The sequence below is a fragment of the Serratia sp. OS31 genome (assembly GCF_014164835.1).
Lineage (GTDB): Bacteria > Pseudomonadota > Gammaproteobacteria > Enterobacterales > Enterobacteriaceae > Serratia > Serratia liquefaciens_A.
In genome coordinates, this window is the sequence record NZ_JACJFQ010000023.1 from 49,869 (window position 1) to 68,203 (window position 18,335).

Annotated in this window: 12 protein-coding genes; 7 read left to right on the forward strand and 5 right to left on the reverse strand. The window is 58.7% G+C overall.

Translation table 11 applies throughout. The features are described 5' to 3' along the window. Positions 1-247 precede the first annotated feature (247 nt). From budA to H5P17_RS18325, 3 genes are all read left to right on the forward strand, one after another. On the forward strand, positions 248-1,027 hold the full coding sequence (budA, locus tag H5P17_RS18315; protein ID WP_044552760.1) for an acetolactate decarboxylase: 780 nt from the start codon (positions 248-250) through the stop codon (positions 1,025-1,027). Positions 1,028-1,066: 39 nt separating this feature from the next. Beyond that, complete coding sequence (gene alsS / locus H5P17_RS18320; RefSeq protein ID WP_182824461.1) at positions 1,067-2,752, forward strand: acetolactate synthase AlsS; 1,686 nt, start codon at positions 1,067-1,069, stop codon at positions 2,750-2,752. 139 nt (positions 2,753-2,891) lie between these two features. Beyond that, complete coding sequence (locus H5P17_RS18325) at positions 2,892-4,487, forward strand: ABC transporter substrate-binding protein (protein ID WP_182824463.1); 1,596 nt, start codon at positions 2,892-2,894, stop codon at positions 4,485-4,487. Positions 4,488-4,668: 181 nt separating this feature from the next. Here the strand turns inward: H5P17_RS18325 and H5P17_RS18330 are convergent, their stop codons facing one another. Continuing rightward, positions 4,669-6,948 (reverse strand): TonB-dependent siderophore receptor, encoded by a 2,280-nt coding sequence (locus tag H5P17_RS18330; RefSeq protein WP_182824465.1) that lies wholly within the window; start codon positions 6,946-6,948, stop codon positions 4,669-4,671. Positions 6,949-7,268: 320 nt separating this feature from the next. Between H5P17_RS18330 and fes the strand changes: the two genes are divergently transcribed. Genes fes through H5P17_RS18345 form a run of 3 tightly spaced genes read left to right on the forward strand, consistent with a single transcriptional unit; the run spans position 7,269 to position 12,797 of the window. After that, positions 7,269-8,639, forward strand: coding sequence for an enterochelin esterase (fes, locus tag H5P17_RS18335; RefSeq protein WP_182824466.1), 1,371 nt, complete (start codon positions 7,269-7,271; stop codon positions 8,637-8,639). Next, positions 8,614-8,820, forward strand: coding sequence for an MbtH family NRPS accessory protein (locus H5P17_RS18340; protein WP_044552757.1), 207 nt, complete (start codon positions 8,614-8,616; stop codon positions 8,818-8,820). Before fes ends, H5P17_RS18340 begins: the two co-directional genes overlap by 26 nt. Before the next feature lie 32 nt (positions 8,821-8,852). Continuing rightward, positions 8,853-12,797: an enterobactin synthase subunit F gene (locus H5P17_RS18345; protein WP_182824468.1), complete on the forward strand. Its 3,945-nt coding sequence runs from the start codon at positions 8,853-8,855 to the stop codon at positions 12,795-12,797. Positions 12,798-12,957: 160 nt separating this feature from the next. Here the strand turns inward: H5P17_RS18345 and H5P17_RS18350 are convergent, their stop codons facing one another. From H5P17_RS18350 to fepD, 3 genes are read right to left on the reverse strand one after another with little or no spacing between them, the layout of a single operon-like run. After that, positions 12,958-13,758, reverse strand: coding sequence for an ATP-binding cassette domain-containing protein (locus H5P17_RS18350; RefSeq protein ID WP_044552754.1), 801 nt, complete (start codon positions 13,756-13,758; stop codon positions 12,958-12,960). Beyond that, complete coding sequence (gene fepG, locus H5P17_RS18355; protein ID WP_182824470.1) at positions 13,755-14,780, reverse strand: iron-enterobactin ABC transporter permease; 1,026 nt, start codon at positions 14,778-14,780, stop codon at positions 13,755-13,757. Before fepG ends, H5P17_RS18350 begins: the two co-directional genes overlap by 4 nt. Beyond that, positions 14,780-15,853: a Fe(3+)-siderophore ABC transporter permease gene (fepD, locus tag H5P17_RS18360; RefSeq protein WP_182824472.1), complete on the reverse strand. Its 1,074-nt coding sequence runs from the start codon at positions 15,851-15,853 to the stop codon at positions 14,780-14,782. Before fepD ends, fepG begins: the two co-directional genes overlap by 1 nt. Positions 15,854-15,987: 134 nt before the next feature. On the opposite strand from fepD, the gene entS reads away from it, so the two are divergent. Then, positions 15,988-17,256 carry an enterobactin transporter EntS gene (gene entS / locus H5P17_RS18365; RefSeq protein WP_182824474.1) on the forward strand — a complete coding sequence of 423 codons (1,269 nt, stop codon included), beginning with the start codon at positions 15,988-15,990 and terminating at the stop codon, positions 17,254-17,256. Here entS and fepB read toward each other — a convergent pair. Beyond that, positions 17,243-18,202 carry a Fe2+-enterobactin ABC transporter substrate-binding protein gene (gene fepB / locus H5P17_RS18370; RefSeq protein ID WP_182824476.1) on the reverse strand — a complete coding sequence of 320 codons (960 nt, stop codon included), beginning with the start codon at positions 18,200-18,202 and terminating at the stop codon, positions 17,243-17,245. The two genes, entS and fepB, sit on opposite strands and share 14 nt — an antisense overlap. Positions 18,203-18,335 lie beyond the last annotated feature (133 nt).

The window sequence follows — 18,335 nt, forward strand, 5'->3', positions numbered from 1 at the left end:
CTGCGGTATTGATGATGACTTCAACACCAGATTAACCGTTCAAATTGATGCCCTGTTTCCCAACAATGATTAGTGAATCTAAACCGTTGTTGACATTGGGCATCGCCGGCCTGCCGTGCCGGTTTTTTTGTCGCCGTTGGCTGAATCGTTCAACCTGAACGCGTTGCCGGCGACATCTTTGTTCACCTTCGGGTGGGCATTTTTGAACGCGCGGGGCATTTCACTCCGCGCTGGTGGAGGAGAAGTTATGAACGAAGACCAAGGGTGTTCCTGCGCGCAGCATTTGGCGCAAGGGTTTGCCAGGCAGTCGCTGAGCGTTGGGGAGGGCGAGATCTATCAAATCTCGCTGATGAGCGCATTAATCAGCGGCGTTTACGAAGGGGAGGTCACCATTGCCGAATTGCTCAAGCACGGCAACTTTGGCCTGGGAACGTTCAATCACCTCGACGGCGAGCTGATCGCCTTCGACCAGGAAATTCACCAGTTGCGCGCCGACGGTAGCGCACGACCGGCCAGCTTGCAGCAGAAAACCCCGTTTGCCGTTGTCACCTTTTTCCAACCTAGCGTCACCCAACACTTCGACCGTCCGATCACCAAGGCGCAGTTGCACCAGTGCATCGATGAGCAGGTGGCTTCGCCTAACCTGTTCTGCGCGCTGCGGGTCGACGGCGAATTCAGCCATGTGGAAACCCGCACCGTGCCACGTCAAGAGCGGCCTTATCGTCCGATGCTGGAGGCGATAGAAGAGCAGCCGACCTTTGCCTTCCAACGACGTCAGGGCACCCTGGTGGGCTTCCGTTCGCCTGATTATATGCAGGGCGTTGGCGTGGCCGGTTATCACGAGCACTTTGTCACCGACGATCGCAGCGGTGGCGGTCACGTGCTGGATTACCAACTTGATCATGGTCGCCTGCAATTTGGCGTGATCACCCGCCTCAATCTTCAACTGCCGCATGATGCGGATTTTCTGCGCGCCAACCTCTGTCCCGAGGATTTGGATAGCGCAATTCGTTCTGCCGAGGGTTAATTCCGCGACAGTCCTGGGTGTATTTTCAGGAGGTATTCCATGAACAAGGCAAAAACAGACAATAACTGGGCATGTGGCGCAGATTTGGTGGTGAAAAATCTGGAGGCGCAGGGGGTTAAACACGTATTCGGTATTCCGGGCGCCAAGATTGACCGGGTATTCGATTCGCTGGAAGACGCGCCGTCGATAGAAACGGTGGTGGTGCGCCACGAGGCCAACGCGGCGTTTATGGCGGCGGCGGTGGGGCGTTTGACCGGTAAGGCCGGGGTGGCGTTAGTGACCTCCGGGCCGGGCAGCTCCAACCTGATCACCGGGCTGGCGACCGCCACCTCGGAAGGGGATGCGGTCGTGGCGTTCGGCGGGGCGGTGAAGCGTGCCGACAACCTCAAACAAACTCACCAGAGTATGGACACCGTGAGTATGTTTCGACCGGTGACCAAGTATTGTGCCGAAGTGCATGCCGGTTCGGCGATTTCCGAAGTGATCGCCAACGCTTTCCGCCATGCCGAGTTCGGCCGTCCGGGGGCGTCTTTCGTCAGTTTGCCGATGGATATCGTCAATGAGCCGGTCAGTGCGCCGGTGCTGGCGGGGTGCCGGCTGCCGCGAATGGGGGCCGCCGCTGCCGAGGATATTCGCGCTGCGGTTAAGCTGATCCAACAGGCGAAATGCCCGGTGCTGTTGCTGGGGCTGCAGGCCAGCCGCCCGGAAAACAGCGAGGGGGTGCGCCAACTGCTGCATCGTACCCATATGCCGGTGGTGGGGACCTACCAGGCGGCAGGGGTGATCGACGTTAATCATTTTGCGCGCTTTGCCGGCCGCGTCGGGTTGTTCAATAACCAACCCGCCGACCAGTTGTTACAGAAGGCCGATTTGGTGGTCAGCGTCGGCTATGGCCCGATCGAGTACGATCCCTGCATGTGGAACAGCCAGGGGCGATTGAAACTGGTGCATATCGACGTGCTGCCGGCGGACATCGATACCTGCTATCGCCCGGACGTTGAGCTGGTGGGCAATATCAGCGCCACGCTCGACATGATGACCGAAGCCTTTAACAGCGTGGTGAGCGTGCCGGCCGAAGTGGAGTCGATCCTCAGCGATCTTGGTCGTCAGCGTACCGAACTGGCGGAACGTGCCGCACGGCGCGGCGGTATGCCAATCCACCCGCTGCGCATCGTCAAAGAGTTGCAGGATATCGTCAGCGACGACGTGACGCTGTGCGTGGACATGGGCAGTTTCCACATCTGGATTGCGCGTTACCTTTACAGCTTCCGGGCGCGCCAACTGCTGATTTCCAACGGCCAGCAGACCATGGGGGTGGCGCTGCCGTGGGCCATCGGCGCGGCGCTGGTGCGGCCGGGCGACAAAGTGGTGTCAATTTCCGGCGACGGCGGTTTTATGCAGTCGAGCATGGAACTGGAAACCGCCGTGCGGCTGAAAAATAACATCGTGCACGTGATTTGGGTGGATAACGCCTACAACATGGTGGAAATGCAGGAGGTGAACAAATACCGGCGCAAATCCGGGGTGGAATTCGGCCCTATCGATTTTAAAGCCTATGCCGAAGCGTGCGGGGCGGTCGGATTTGCGGTGCAGTCGGTGGATGACCTGCGGCCCATGCTGCGCAAGGCGATGGAAATTCAGGGGCCGGTCGTGGTGGCCATTCCGGTCGATTATGCCGACAACTACAAGCTGATGGCGCAGATGAACTTCAGCCAGATGATTTAATTTCAACAGGCGTAAAAACCACGGGGAATGCCGTACGCGGCGCTCCCCGTTTTTTATGCCTAAAATTTGTTCTTTACATCCCTAACTTCATGATTTATTGGTATCCATCGAGTCTATTTTCTATACCGGGGATGGCAGGATGAAAACAAAAACACTCACAATGACGCTGGGATTATTGGCTTTGACGGTGATGGGCGGTGCGCGCGCCAGTACGCTGGTTTATTGTTCCGAAAGCTCACCGGAAGGGTTTAACCCGCAGTTGTTTACCTCTGGACCGACGGTGGACGCCAGCTCGGCGACGATCTACAACCGATTGGTGGACTTCAAAACCGGCACCGTTGAGCTGCAGCCCAGCCTGGCCGAAAGCTGGCAGGTTAGCGAAGACGGAAAAAATTACACTTTTCACCTGCGCAAGGGGGTGAAATTCCAGAGCAATAAATACTTTACCCCCACCCGTGATTTCAACGCCGACGACGTTATCTTCTCCTTCATGCGGCAAAAAGATGCCAATAACCCTTATCACAAGGTTTCCAACGGCGCTTACACCAACTTTGAGTCGATGGAGTTTGGCACCTTGATCAACAACATTGTCAAAGTGGACGATAACACCGTGCGCTTCGAGCTTTCACGCGCTGAAGCCCCGTTTGTGGCCGATCTCGGCATGTATTTCGCCACCATTCTCTCCGCCGAATATGCCGACGCGATGCTAAAGGCCGGTACCCCGCAGCGGGTGGATAACGACCCGATCGGCACCGGTCCCTTCCAGTTGGTGCAGTACCAGAAGGATGCGAAGATCCTCTACAAGGCGTTCGACCACTATTGGGAAGGCAAACCCAAGGTTGACCGCCTGGTGTTCTCAATTACCCCGGATGCGGCGGTGCGTTATGCCAAGCTGCAAAAAAATGAGTGCCAGGTCATGCCGTTCCCTAACCCGGCGGATCTGACACGCATGCGTCAGGATCCCAATCTCCAGGTGATGGAGAAATCCGGTCTGAATATCGGTTTTCTGGCGTTCAATACCCAGAAAAAGCCGCTGGATAACGTCAAGGTGCGGCAGGCGCTGGCGCTGGCGGTGAACAAACCGGCGATCCTCGAAGCGGTGTTCCACGGCGCGGGCCAGCCGGCGAAAAACCTGTTGCCGCCGACCCAGTGGGGTAGCAATGACAAGATTGAGGATTACCCGTATTCCCCGGAGAAAGCCAAAAAGTTACTGCAAGAGGCAGGGCTGGGGCAGGGCTTTGCGATAGATCTGTGGGCGATGCCGGTACAGCGGCCCTACAACCCGAATGCCAAACGCATGGCGGAGATGATCCAGTCCGACTGGGCGAAGATTGGCGTGAAGGCCAAGATTGTCACCTTCGAGTGGGGCGAATACCTGCAGCGGATAAAAAATGGCGAGCATCAAACGGCATTGATGGGCTGGACTACGGCCAATGGCGATCCGGATAACTTCTTTGGCCCGTTGTTTACCTGCGTGTCGGCCAACGGCGGTTCGAACTCGGCCAAGTGGTGCTATCCGCCGTTCGACAAGTTGATTTCGCAAGCGCGTGAGGAAAACGATCATGCCAAGCGGGTGGCAATGTATGAACAGGCACAGGTGATGATGCATGACCAGATGCCGGCGTTGATGATTGCCCATTCGACCATTTTTGAACCGGTGCGCAAAGAGGTGAAAGGCTACGAGATCGATCCCTTCGGCAAACACATCTTCAAACAGGTTTCGCTGGAGAAATAATAAAAAAGGGGCTGCATGGCAGCCCCTTAGGTGGTTGGCAATCGGCTCTGCTTTTTAATGGTAGGGGCGCTGCATGCTGCGCCCAGTTGCATAAACACTGGGTTAAATCGGGTCGAACATGTTCGACCCCTACCGGTTTAGCCCCCTGGTGGGGGTTAGCAGTCTTGATTAAGCTGGTTGTTTAGAAATGGGTATTCACGCTCATGTAATAAGTACGGCCCGGTTCGTTGTAGGTGGCGGCGCCTGCGCCGGCAATGTTAATGGCACCGGTGGTTGGGTCACCCACGTTCTGCGAGTTACCTTCGCGGAACTGACGTTTGTCGAACAGGTTGTCGATACCCGCCGTCAGGCTGATGTTTTTAGTCACATCATAAGTCGCGCTGGCACCTACCACGGCGTAAGGGCTGACTTCCTTGGTTTCCGTACCGCTGACCGGTTTACCCTGGTAGTTGTACTTCTTCGGTTTTTGACGGCCATACCAGGTCAGTGTCGATTGCATCGACAGGTCCTGGGTCGCTTGCCAGCTCAGCGTCGAGTTGATGGTGAACTTAGGGATCACCGACAGGTAGTCGCCGGTGCTCTTGTTCTTGTTCTCAATCATGTAAGTGGCGTTGTTGCTCCAGGAGACGGTCTCGCTGACCGGCACGTTCAACGTACCTTCCAGACCCTGAACTACCGCTTTCGGCACGTTTTCCCACTGGTAAACCGCTGTGCCGGTGCTGCTGGTACCGATACGGCTATTGCCCGCTTCGATTTTATTGTGGTAATCGTTGCGGAAATAAGTCACGCCGGCCAGCCAGCCTTCATTATGGAATTCCAGTCCGACTTCTTTGTTGACGCTGGTTTCCGCTTTCAGATCGTCGTTACCCAACAGGTAGCAGCCATTTTTGACATCGCTGGACGAACAACCCTGACCTTTGCTGTACAGCAAATAGTTCTGGTTAGTCTGGTACAGGTTAGGCGCTTTGTAGGCACGTGCGATACCCATTTTCAGGGTGAAGTTGTCGCCGAGTTCCTGTGACAGGTTCAGCGACGGGCTCCAGTTGTTGCCGGCTTCGGAGTGCAGATCGTAACGCAGGCCCGGCGTCAGCATGGTGCTGTCGGTCAGCTCCATGTTGTCTTCGGCGAACAGCGAGAAGATATGGGCGGATGCGTAAGGGCTACGAGTACCGCTACCTTGACCCGGTATGGTGCCGCCCATCATCGTTTGGCTGGTGGAGGAACCGTCCTTCATGCGTTGCTGGTTCCATTCGGTACCCAGGGTGGCAGTTTGCGTCACGCCCAGCTCGAAGGGCACGCTGACTTCGCTGTGCGCCAGGAAATCGTCCAGCTTGGTGGTGCCGAAGCCTTCGTTTTTGGCGTCGAAGATACCTTCAGTACCGCCGGCCAACCCTTCGTTCAGGCGCGTATTGCGGGTGCGCTCGAACTGAACGTAGTTGTTGGTGCTGACCCCGTTATCCCAGGCACCACGGTGGTTAAGGCCGAAGGTCTCGCGATAGATACGGTTGGTTTCTTTACCGTAGTTGCTCTGGACCAGCGCATTGGTGTTGGTGTTCTGAGTGTCACCGGCGTACAGGTTGCCCTGACGGCCATAGGAGTATTCAAACTCCAGCGACTGCAGGTGAGCGAAGTCCCAGTGCAGCAAGGCGTCGATATTTTTATCTACCACCCCTTCACGGCCGGAAGGAATGCTGCTGGCATAGGCCCCTACACGCTCGGACTTATGCGATTCGTTAATGTCCCAGGCATCGGCCTGAGTTTTGCTGTAACCCCCGAACAGGCGGAAGCTCAACTGATCGGTCAGCGGACCGGACAGGCTGAAGTCGGTACGCTTGGTCGAGCCTTCCTGCTTGTGCTCCGGCACGTTGAAATAGGTATTCAGCGAGCCGTGCAATTCTTTGGTGTTCTTCTTGGTAATGATGTTGACCACGCCGCCGGCGGCGCCGTTACCGTAACGTGCCGCCGCTGGGCCGCGCAGCACTTCGATACGTTCAATCATTTCCGGCGGTACCCAGGCGGTATCGCCACGGGTATCACGCTCGCCGCGCCAGCCCTGACGCACCGAGTTGCGGCTGCTGGCCGGTTTGCCGTCGATCAGGATCAGGGTATTTTCCGGGCCCATGCCGCGGATATCGATCTGGCGGTTGTTGCCGCGTTGGCCGCTGGTGGAGTTACCGGTCAGGTTAACGCCGGGCATGGTGCGGATCAGCTCGCTGATATCACGGGCCGGCGGGCGCTTTTTGATTTCGTCGGCGGTAATGGTAGAAACCCCCGGCGCCTGCAGGTTCTGCTTGGCGGCGGTGACGACAATGGTGTCCTCGGTGGCTTCTTTTTTGCTTGTGGCGACGTTGTCTGTTTCTGTGGTGCTGTCAGTTTGCTGTGCGGCGTGGGCAAAAGCGGACGCGCCTAACCCTAACCCGATGAGTGTGGCTAAGGAATAACGTGATAGTTTGCTGTTCATCTGAGAGTTCCTACCTTGCTGCCTTTCTCGGGGCACCTAAGCGGTAGCTCTCCAGGTGTGAGAAGGGCGGTTGTAGTTTTTTGTTTTCGGAAAGAGAAACCCAATCGGCCAAGACGCAGTGGCCACGACATTGGATTCAGCGCTAAAATTCGGTATCCGTCCCTGTTGAAGAATACCAGCCCTGTTTACGAGCCTACACACACTATTGCAAACGCAAATAATTATCAATAGTATTCGACTTACCGTTTTCTTGGGCAGCGCCTCGCGCCGCGAATTTACCGGCTTTCCTGAAGCTGCCAGCTAAATAGTGAATAGGCGTTTTGAAAACAAAATCCGAGTCAGAAAGCAGCAGATTATTATCGAGCAAGCACGCCGGGCGCCATGGATGGTGGCTGAATATCGCCAAACGCGGTACGCCGCTGGTGGAGCTGCAAGGGGATGGACGCGGGAAGGTCACCTTTTTATGGCGTGACCCTCAGGGATGTGAACTCACTTCAGCCTATCAGCGGGTCTGGATCCACATCAATTGCCTGACCGACCACCATCAGTCGTCGCCGCCGCAGAGCCTGCAACGCCTGGAAGGGACCGACGTCTGGTACTGGCAAACCGAACTGAGCGCCGATTGGCGCGGCAGCTACTGCTTTATCCCCTGTATGGACGACCGACCACTGGCCCCCAGTGATGAGGATGCGCACGTTAATATGCATTCGGTCCGCCATTGGTGGCATCAGGTGTTTGCCGGTGCGACCCAGGACCTGCTGAATCCCCATCGTTCCTGGGCCGGTGTCGGCGGCCATGTATTGTCAGGTCTGCATATGCCGGAAGCGCTGCCGCAACCGGCCTGGCAGGATTTCGATCGCTATGCGGTTGCCAGCGGTCGCTGTACCCCAGCGCCACCCGCGCGTTTACAGCGCCACCGTTGGCACAGCGAGCGGCTGGGCAATACCCGTGACGTCTGGGTTTATACCACCGGCGAAGGCGATCCAACACAACGTCCGCTGGCGATATTGCTGGATGGTCAGTTCTGGGCGAGCAACATGCCGGTCTGGGATCCGCTGATGCAGTTGACCCGCGAGGGCAAGCTACCGGAAGCGGTTTATCTGCTGATCGACATTATCGATCTCAAACACCGTTCCCGGGAACTGGCCTGCAATGAAGATTTCTGGCTGGCGGTGCAGGAAGAATTGCTGCCGCAGGTTGCTGAATGGGCGCCGTACCAACGCGATCCTGCCCGTACTCTGGTGTGCGGCCAAAGTTTTGGCGGCTTGTCATCGTTGTATGCCGGGCTGCACTGGCCACAGAGCTTTGGCGGGGTTATCTGCCAATCCAGCTCTTTCTGGTGGCCACGTCGCGACATGTATCAGCTGGCGGAAATTCCGACCGACGCCGGTTGGTTATTGCATCAGGTTGAGCAGGGCGTTGGCAAAGGCAAGCTGAAGGTGTTTATGGAAGCCGGCGTGCATGAAAAAGTGGCGCGTCGGGTCAACGACCGGATGGCGGACTTGCTGCGTGATGCCGGTCACCGGGTGCAATACCGGGTGGTAGCTGGGGGGCACGATCATTTGTGCTGGCGTGGCGGCCTGATAGACGGTCTGCAGGCACTGTGGGCGGATCAATCTTTTTCTCCCGCGATCAAGCTAACTTTCACTGCCCAAGGAGTCCGCGATGGAAACTCTGAACCCGTTCGATGACGAGCAACAAAGCTGCCTGATTGTGCAGAATGATGAACTGCAATACAGCCTGTGGCCGGACTTCAGCGCAGTGCCGGCGGGGTGGACGCCGGTGTTTGGCCCGGCGGCACGGGCGCTGTGCGTGATTTGGCTGGAACAGCATTGGCAGGATATGCGGCCCGCTTCGCTGCGTAAGGCGTGATGACGCCAATACCGATAACAGGAGTCAGTACTTTGTCAGACAGCACCGTATTACCGACCGAACAGCCGTTCGCCACTGAACTGCCGTTGGTCGCGGCGCAACCCGGGATCTGGGTTGCCGATCAGATTTCACCGCATGCCAACGCCTATGCGGTTTCCCACTATATTGAGTTGAACGGCCCGTTGGATCAGGCGTGCCTGCTGCGGGCGATTGAACAGGGGCTGTCCGAAGTGGACACCCTGCAATTCCGCTTTGAAGAGCGTGATGGCGTGCCGATGCAGTGGCATGATCCCGCGCTGGCAGTCCTGCCGGTGGAACTGATCGATCTCAGCGAGTCTCCGGATGCCGCTGCGGCGGCGCGTGCCCTCATGGAACTGGATATGTCCGGTGACTTGCGCATTGGCAGCGGCAATGCGTTGTATCGTCATATGCTGATCCGCCTGTCGGAGCAGCGCTGGTTTTGGTATCAGCGTTATCACCATATCCTGGTGGATGGCTTCAGTTTCACCGCCATTGCTCGCAGAATTGCCCATATTTACACCCGGACGTTGCACAATGAACGGCCGGATCCGACGCCCTTCAGCGCATTCAGCGAAGTGGTCGAGGAATATCAACGCTACGCGCAGTCGCCCACTTGCCAGCGCGATGCCGCCTTCTGGTTGAACAAGGCGCAGCAGTTGCCGACGCCGGCCACCCTTTGCCCGCAGCCGCTGGCCGGCCAGACGCCAACCACCCGAATTCACCGTTTATCGCAGCTGTGCGATCGCCAAGATTTCACTCAGCTGGTGAACGCCGGTCAGCAGCAGTTCAGCGTCGCGGATATGGCGCTGGCGCTGGTGGCGCTTTGGGTTTCTCGCCTGAGCGGGCATGCCAGCTTCAGCGCCGGTTTTATCTTTATGCGCCGTACCGGTTCGGCCGCCCTGTGCGCCAACGGACCGGTGATTAACGTCTTGCCGATCGAAATGCACCTCGACCCTCAGGCGATGCTGAGCGAGGTCGCCGGCAATATCGGCCGCGAGTTGAAAATCGTTCGTCGCCATCAGCGCTACGAGGCGGAGCAGGTGCAGCGCGATTTGGGGCGGATTGGCGATGCCCAGCCGCTGTACGGCACCGTATTCAACTTCAAGATGTTCGATTTCCAGTTGGACTTCGGTGGTATCGAAGGCATCACCCATGAGCTGGCCTCCGGACCAGTCCGCGATCTGGAGATCGCACTGTACCTCGATGAAGCCGGTACGCTGAAGGTCGATCTGCTGGCCAATGCCGAGCGTTATCAGCGTGATGAGCTGGCGGCGCATCTGCAACGTCTGCCCCTGTTGCTGCGCCAGTTTGCCGCACAACCACAGATGCCGATCGGCGACGCCGATTTACTCACCGAGCAAGACTGCCAGCTGTTGGCCCGCGTTAACGACACGGCACATCCGGTGCCGGCGCAAACCCTTTCCGGCCTGCTGGCTGAACAGGCGCAGAAAACGCCTGATGCCCCGGCGCTGGCCGATGCGCAATACCAATTTACCTATCGCGAAACTCGTGAACAGGTTGCCGCGCTGGCGCGTCAGTTGACGGAGCAGGGCGTACAGCCCGGTGATATCGTCGCCGTCGCCTTGCCGCGCTCGGTCTTTTTGTCGCTGGCGTTAATGGCCATTGTCGAAGCCGGGGCGGCCTATTTGCCGCTGGACACCGGTTACCCTGACGAGCGCCTTGGCATGATGCTGGAAGACGCTGCGCCGCGCCTGATTATCACCGAACCGACCCAGCAGGCACGCTTTGCCGGCAAGGGCGAGATCTTGCTGTATGACGCGCCGTTGCCGAAAGACAGCGCAGCCCACGTCACGCTTAACGGGCCTACGCCGCATCACCCGGCCTACATTATCTTTACCTCCGGTTCGACCGGGCGACCGAAAGGCGTGTTGGTGGGGCATCAGGCGATCGTCAACCGTTTGCTGTGGATGCAGCATCAGTATCCGATGGCGGCGGGCGATGTGGTGCTGCAGAAAACGCCTTGCAGCTTTGACGTTTCGGTATGGGAATTTTTCTGGCCGCTGATGGTGGGTGCCCGGTTGGTGATGGCGCCGCCTGAAGCGCACCGCGATCCGGAACAGCTGCTGCAGCTGATTGATCAACACCGCGTCACCACCATGCACTTTGTTCCTTCGATGCTGGCGGCCTTTGTCAGCGCGCTGGACAGCCCTCAGGCGGTAGCGTGCTGCACGCCGTTACGCCAGGTATTTTGCAGCGGCGAAGCCTTACCGGCGGAACTGTGCCGCCTGTGGCAAAGCCGCACTGCGGTACCGCTGCATAACCTTTACGGGCCGACCGAAGCGGCGGTGGACGTCAGCTGGCATCCGGCCTGGGGCGAAGCCTTGGCTGCCGTTACTGGCGCCAACGTACCTATCGGTTTGCCGGTTTGGAATACCGGTTTGCGCATCCTCGATGCGCGTCTGCGGCCAGTACCGCCAGGCGTGGCCGGTGATTTGTATCTTACCGGCGTCCAACTGGCGCAGGGTTATCTGGGGCGACCTGAACTGACCGCCAGCCGCTTTGTCGCCGATCCTGAGGGCGATGGCGGGCGGATGTATCGTACGGGTGACGTCGCCCGTTGGTTGCCGGGCGGCGAGGTGGAATACCTTGGCCGCAGCGACGATCAGTTAAAAATTCGTGGGCAACGCATTGAATTGAGTGAAATCGATCATGCCTTGCTGTCGCTGCCGGGCATCAAACAGGCGGTGACTCATGCGCTGGTGCTGGAAAATACGCCAACCGATCCTGGCGGTGGCGATGCCCGTCAACTGGTGGGTTATCTGGTGGCCCAGCCCGGTGTCCGCGTTGATCTGGACGTCCTGCGTGCGGCATTGGCCGATCGCCTGCCGCCGCATATGGTGCCGGTGGCGCTGGTCGAGATGGAGGCGCTGCCGCTGAGCGCCAATGGCAAGCTGGATCGTAAAGCGTTGCCGCAGCCGCAAGGCGCAACCCGCGCCGCAGGACGTGAACCGCAAGCGGGGCTGGAAACGGCGATCGCGGCCGTGTTCGCTCGTCTGCTGCAACGCGAAACCGTGTTTGCCGACGATGACTTCTTTGCCCTCGGCGGGCACTCGTTGCTGGCAATGCGTTTGGCGGCGGAGCTGCGGCGTGAGCTGGGCAAGGCGGTGTCGGTAGGGCAGGTGATGGTGGCTTCCCGCGTGGAACAGCTGGCGCAGCTGTTGGCCGAAGAACGCACCCAGGAAGAAGCTGACAAAACCGGTTTTGACCGCGTTCTGCCGCTGCGCACCACCGAAGGACCAACGCTGTTCTGCCTGCATCCGGCGTCCGGCTTCTCGTGGCAGTTCAGCGTGTTGCCGCGCTATATCGATCAGCACTGGTCGCTGGTAGGTATTCAGTCGCCACGGCCGGATGGCCCGCTGGCGCTCAGCGAGAATATGGATCAGGTGTGCGACGCGCATCTGGAGACGGTCTTGCAGGTGCAGCCTAAGGGCCCATACCACTTTATCGGTTACTCGCTGGGAGGCACGCTGGCGCAGGGCATCGCCGCGCGGCTACAGGCGCGGGGCGAAGCAGTGGCTTTCCTTGGGTTGCTGGATACCTATCCGCCGGAAACGCAAAACTGGGACGTGATGCTGGATGACAACGTGTTGAAAGAGGTTCAGCGCGAACGTCAGCAGTTCCTGGCGGTGTCTGAGGATGCGCTGGATCCGGCGTTGGGCGAAACCCGCGTGGCGATGTTCGATAATATCGAAGCCAACTATGCCGATTCGGTTCGTCTGCTTTCCGCCACCCACACGGCTAACTTCAAAGGGCAGGCGACGCTTTTTGTCGCGCGTCAGACGTTGCAGGAGGGGATGGATGTTCAGCAGACCTGGTCGCAGTATGTGGACGCGCTACAGGTTCATGAACTGGACTGCGCGCACGTGGATATCGTTTCACCAACGTCGTTCAAGGTATTAGGACCGTTGTTGAACCGCATACTTCGCGCTTTATAATACCCGTCGTATTTCAAGCTGCAGCGTTGTTACCTGCACTCACTCACCCCAGTTACTTACTGAAGTAAGCGCCTGGGGATGAGTGAGCTGGGCGCCTAGCTGCAACGTGAAATCCATAGGGTATAACTTGATAATATACTTAGGACTCTGATGTGTTGTCTTACTTACCCAGCGGCACTACCAACGGCGTGTGCGAGACGGGATCGTCAATGATCATGCAGCGCAGGCCGTAGACCTTTTCGATCAATTCCGGCGTCACAATATCCTTCGGTGCCCCCTCGGCCACCACCTTACCGTCGCGCATGGCAATCAGATGGGTGGCGTAACGGCAGGCGTGGTTGAGATCGTGCAGCACCACCACCAGCGTATGGCCGTTTTCACGGTTTAGCTGACGCATCAGCTCCAGCAAGTCGATCTGATGGCTGATATCCAGCCAGGTGGTCGGCTCATCCAACAACAACAGCGGCGTTTGCTGCGCCAATACCATGGCAATCCAGACCCGTTGACGCTGTCCGCCGGAGAGCGTATCAACCGGCTGTTCAGCCAGTTCAAACACGCCGGTGGAGCGCATGGCCTGTTCGACCGCCTGCTGGTCTTCTTCGCGCCAGCGGCTGAACAGACGCTGATGCGGATAGCGGCCGCGTGCCACCAGATCAAACACGGTAATGTCACCCGGCGCGGTCGAGCTTTGCGGCAGCAGCCCCAACTGGCGTGCCACCTCTTTGGTGGCATAGTCGCTAATGTGCTTGCCGTTGAGCCAGATAGCCCCGGCCTGCGGTTGCATCAGACGGCTGAGGGTGCGCAGCAAGGTCGATTTACCGCAGGCATTCGGCCCGATAATGACCGTCAGTTCGCCGTGCGGAATAGAAACGGACAGGTCGCGCGCGACGATTTTTTTGTCATAGCCGAGCGTCAGGTTTTCGGCGCGTAACGGCGCGGGCTGCAAAGGTTCAGCATTCATTTTTTTCGTGACTCACGGATTAATAGCCAAATCAGATAAATGCCGCCCAGGCTGACGGTCAATACCCCGACCGGCAACTGATAAGGCATAAACAGGCGTTGCGCTGCGACATCGGCGAGCAGCAGTAACAGGGCCCCCGTCAGGGCTGTCAGCAACAGGACGCTGCGGTTGGCGCACAGGCGTCGTGCAATCTGGGGGGCCACCAGCGCAATAAAGGAGATGGGTCCGGCGACGGCGGTGGCGGCTGCAGTCAGCGTTACGCCGACCAATAACAGCAGCACCCGTGAGCGCTCCACAGGTACGCCGAGCGCGCAGGCGGTGTCATCACCCATTTCCAGCAGCCGCATGCGGCGGGCCAGCATCAGCAGCAACAGGCAGCACAGCGCAATCACCGCCAGCACTGGCAAACTTTTCGCCCAGGTCACGCCGTTGAGCGACCCGGCGCTCCACAACCCGGCGGTCATGGCGGATTCCAGTGAGGCGCTGATGATCAGCCAGGTATTACCGGCCACCAGCAGGGCGCGCACGGCGATACCGACGATAATCAAGCGGAATGACTCAACGCCGTTGCGCCATGCCAGCAGATAAATCAGCGCGGCGGTCAATAGGCCCCCGGCCAGCGCCCCGGAGGTAATGCCGAAAACGCCGCCGTTAAACAGCACTATTGCCACCAGCACGCCGCTGTAAGCGCCGGTATTAAAACCGATGACGTCGGGACTGCCGAGCGGGTTGCGCAGCAGCGATTGGAAGATGGCTCCGCTGATCCCGAGCGCTGCGCCCAACAGCAGTGCCATTACCACGCGTGGCAAGCGCCACTGGGTGACGATCACCGCCAGGTTGGCCGGGCCTTCACCGCGCAAGGCGTCGATCACCTGCAGGGCGCTGAGCGAAAGAGCGCCGGAACCCAGGGCATAAATCGCCAGCGCCAGGGCGGCAAGCAATAGCAGTAGCGCGGTTAGCGCCGGTCGCGACAGGGCGCGCATTTTGTGGTTGGCCATTTGGCGGGCTGCGGACATCGACATTAGCGCTGCCTCCTGAACATATGGCGTTGACGAACCAGCATGATCAGCAGCGGTGCGCCAATAAGCGCGGTGACGATGGAAACGCGCAGTTCACCGGCGACCAGGAAGCGGCCGATCAGGTCGGCGCTCAATAGCAGGATCGGGGTCAATACCAACGTCCACGGCAGCATCCAGTGCAGCTCGGAACCGGCCAGCCGCCGGGCAATGTGCGGCATCATCAGGCCGACAAAGGCAATCGGGCCGACGGCGGCGGTGGCGCCACCGCACAGCAGGGTGATTGCCAGCAGTCCCAATAGCTGGGTGCGGACGATGCCGGTGCCCAGCGCGGTGGCTAGCTCGTTGCCCATACTCAGGCTGTTCAGCGATTTGCTCATCCACAGCGTGATTGCAGTGCCCAACAGGATCGGCAGGGCGACGGTGCGTACCACCTGCATATTTTGAATATCCAGCGAACCGGCCTGCCAAAAACGAAGCTGATCGAAGACCAGCGGGTTCAACAGGGAAATACCGGAGGTCATGCCTTCCAGCACCGCCGCCAGCGCGACGCCGGCCAGCGTCAGGCGGACCGGGTTCAGGCTGCTGCCGCCCAATGCGCCAATCAGCGCGACCAGCAGGGCGGCAAACATAGCGCCGGCAAAGGCGAACCACAGATAGTCGCCGACGTGAGCGGCACCAAAGAAAGTGATGCCCAGCACCACGGCAAAACCCGCGCCGGCGTTAACGCCGAGAATGCCGGGGTCGGCCAGCGGATTGCGGGTGAGGGTTTGCATCAGGACGCCGGACAAGCCCAGGGCGATGCCCGCCAACACGCCAACCAATGTGCGCGGCAGTCTGGCGTTGGTAATGATGGTGCAGTCGGCACCGCTACATTGGCCGTTGAGCGCCTGGATAACCGTATCGAAGGGGATAGATTTGGCACCGAGTGACAGGCTGAGCAGCATGACGACCAACAGGGCGCAAACCGCTATCAGCAAGCCAAGCAGCTTGCGACGAAATGAGCGGGGAGTGCCACCCGCAAGACGGTCGCTGGGCAGCGGAATGGACGGTGTGCAATTGCGTGTAATCCGTAACATAACAATCCATTATTTTATTGAATATGAATGAGTTTTATTATCATTATTGATTGTTTTCATCTATGGTACCATGAGTCCCTTCGCTATTGCAGCACAGACGCTGCCCCTTTTCTTTAGTTGTGGTGAGAAAGCTAATGAGTAAGCCCTCTATTTTGCTTGATTTTGGCCTGCTTAAGACCAATAGCGCCTTTCGCGCTGTGTTCTGCGCGCGTTTTATTTCCATTTTAGCGCTCGGGCTGATGGCCATTGCCATCCCGGTACAGATCCAGGCCCTGACCGGGTCGACGCTGCTGGTCGGGTTGTCCGTGACGCTGGCTGGCAGCGGCATGTTTGCCGGCTTGCTGATGGGGGGCGTACTGGCCGACCGCTATGAGCGCCGCCGTCTGATCCTCTTCGCTCGTTCCACCTGTGGCATTGGCTTTATCGGCCTGTGCCTTAATGCCGCCTTGCCTGCGCCCTCCTTGACGCTGATTTATCTGCTGGCGGTTTGGGACGGGTTCTTCGGGGCGGTGGGCGTGACGGCGTTACTGGCGGCGACGCCTGCGCTGGTCGGGCGTGAAAATATCGTTCAGGCCGGCGCCATCAGCATGCTGACGGTGCGTTTTGGCTCCATTCTTTCCCCGGCGATCGGCGGGTTGGTGATTGCCAACGCCGGCGTAACGTGGAACTACGCTTTGGCGGCGTTCGGCACCTTGCTGACGTTGATCCCTTTACTGCAGCTGCCGCAGCTGTTGCCGCCACCGCAGCCACGCGAGCATCCGTTGCGCGCACTGGCCGGGGGTTTTGGCTTCTTGTTTCGTAACCGGGTGATTGGCATGGTGGCGTTGATCGGCGCGTTGCTGACCATGGCCAGCGCGGTGCGAGTGCTGTACCCGGCGATGTCCGGCATGTGGCAGGTCAGTGCGGCGCAGTTGGGCTTTATGTATTCCGCCGTGCCGCTGGGTGCGGCAATTGGCGCCTTCACCAGTGGCCGTGTGGCGCACGTGGCGCGACCGGGCTGGATGATGCTGATGACGGCGATCGGCGCGTTTGTCGCTATCGGCCTGTTCGGCCTGATGCCCTGGTACGGACTGGCACTGTTCTTCCTGGTGGTGTTTGGCTACCTGAGCGCATTGAACTCCCTGCTGCAGTACGGGCTGATTCAGAACCTGACGCCGGATGCTTTCCTGGGGCGCATTAATGGCCTGTGGACTGCGCAAAACGTGGTGGGGGACGCATTGGGTGCCCTGCTGCTGGGGGCGATGGGGGCGTTTATGCTGCCGGCCATGACTTCTACCAGCTTCGGTTTTGGCGTGGCGATACTGGGTGTGGTGCTGGCGTTCGCGATGAAAGGGCTGCGTCAGGTGAGCCTTGGCGGGCAGGAAAGCGATCTCCAGCCCGCCGCGGGATCTACTGAGAAATAAACTGTTTTTCCAACAGCGTCAGCAGGTTGCTGGCGCTGTAATAGTCCAGTCGGAAGGTGTCATTGCCCAGCGCATAAACCCGCTTGTGTTGTACCGCCGGCAGGTGCGCGAGGAAAGGATTGGCCATCAGTCGCTGTGCGTCGCTGTCGTTGTTGGCAAACAGCATCAGCGTCTGGCCGTTCAGACCTTCTGCCAGGTTTTCCCCGGCGAGCTGAATGATGTCCTTGCGCATTCCCATGCTGCGGCTGTTGTTCAGCTTGTCTGACGGAACCGCCAGGGTGAAGCCCAGCTGTTTGAGCATTTGCCCCTGGGAAGATTCGGCGGTCCACAGGTTGGCTGATTTGCCGTCGGCGCTGAAGACCAGGGCGGAGGTCGGTTGTTCCGGCAGCGTCATGCGTTGCTTAAGCGACTTTTCGCGGCTATCGAAATCATCAACGATTTTTTGCGCCCTGGCTTCGTGTCCGGTGGCCCGGCCCAGCTCGATCGCCAGCGCCTGCCAGCTTTTGTCGTCGTAATTGACCACCAGCACCGGGGCAATGGCGGACAGCTGATCGTACAGGCGCACGGCGGAGTCGGCGCCGGTAGCGGAGATGATGATCAGATCGGGCGCTTCACCGGCAATGGCTTCCGCGTTGGGTTCGCCAATGTACAGGCGCTTTACGCCGCGCTGTGCCGCGATAGCGCTCCATTGGTGGAAGAAACCTTGTGAGTCCGCCAGACGGCTGCCGGGCGTGGTGGCGCCGCTGGCGATCACTGGCGCATCAATCGCCAGCAGGGTGCCGGTGACGGTAACGCTGGTGGAAACGATGCGGGCAGGGGGCTGCTGCAAGGTGATCACGCCGTGTGAAGTTTCGATTTTGCGCGGCCAACCGGCATCTGCTGCCTGGGCTGCACCCATGGCCAGCAGGCCAAACAGCGCGAAGCCGAAGAACAGGTTCTTCTTCATAAAGCATTCCTTAGAAGTTAAATAGTAATACTTATCATTTATATAATTAAAACTGCTGGTTTTATAGCACGATAATGAATAGAAGAACTGTTTACATTTATTGACATAGAATATTCACGAGGGTAATTTAACG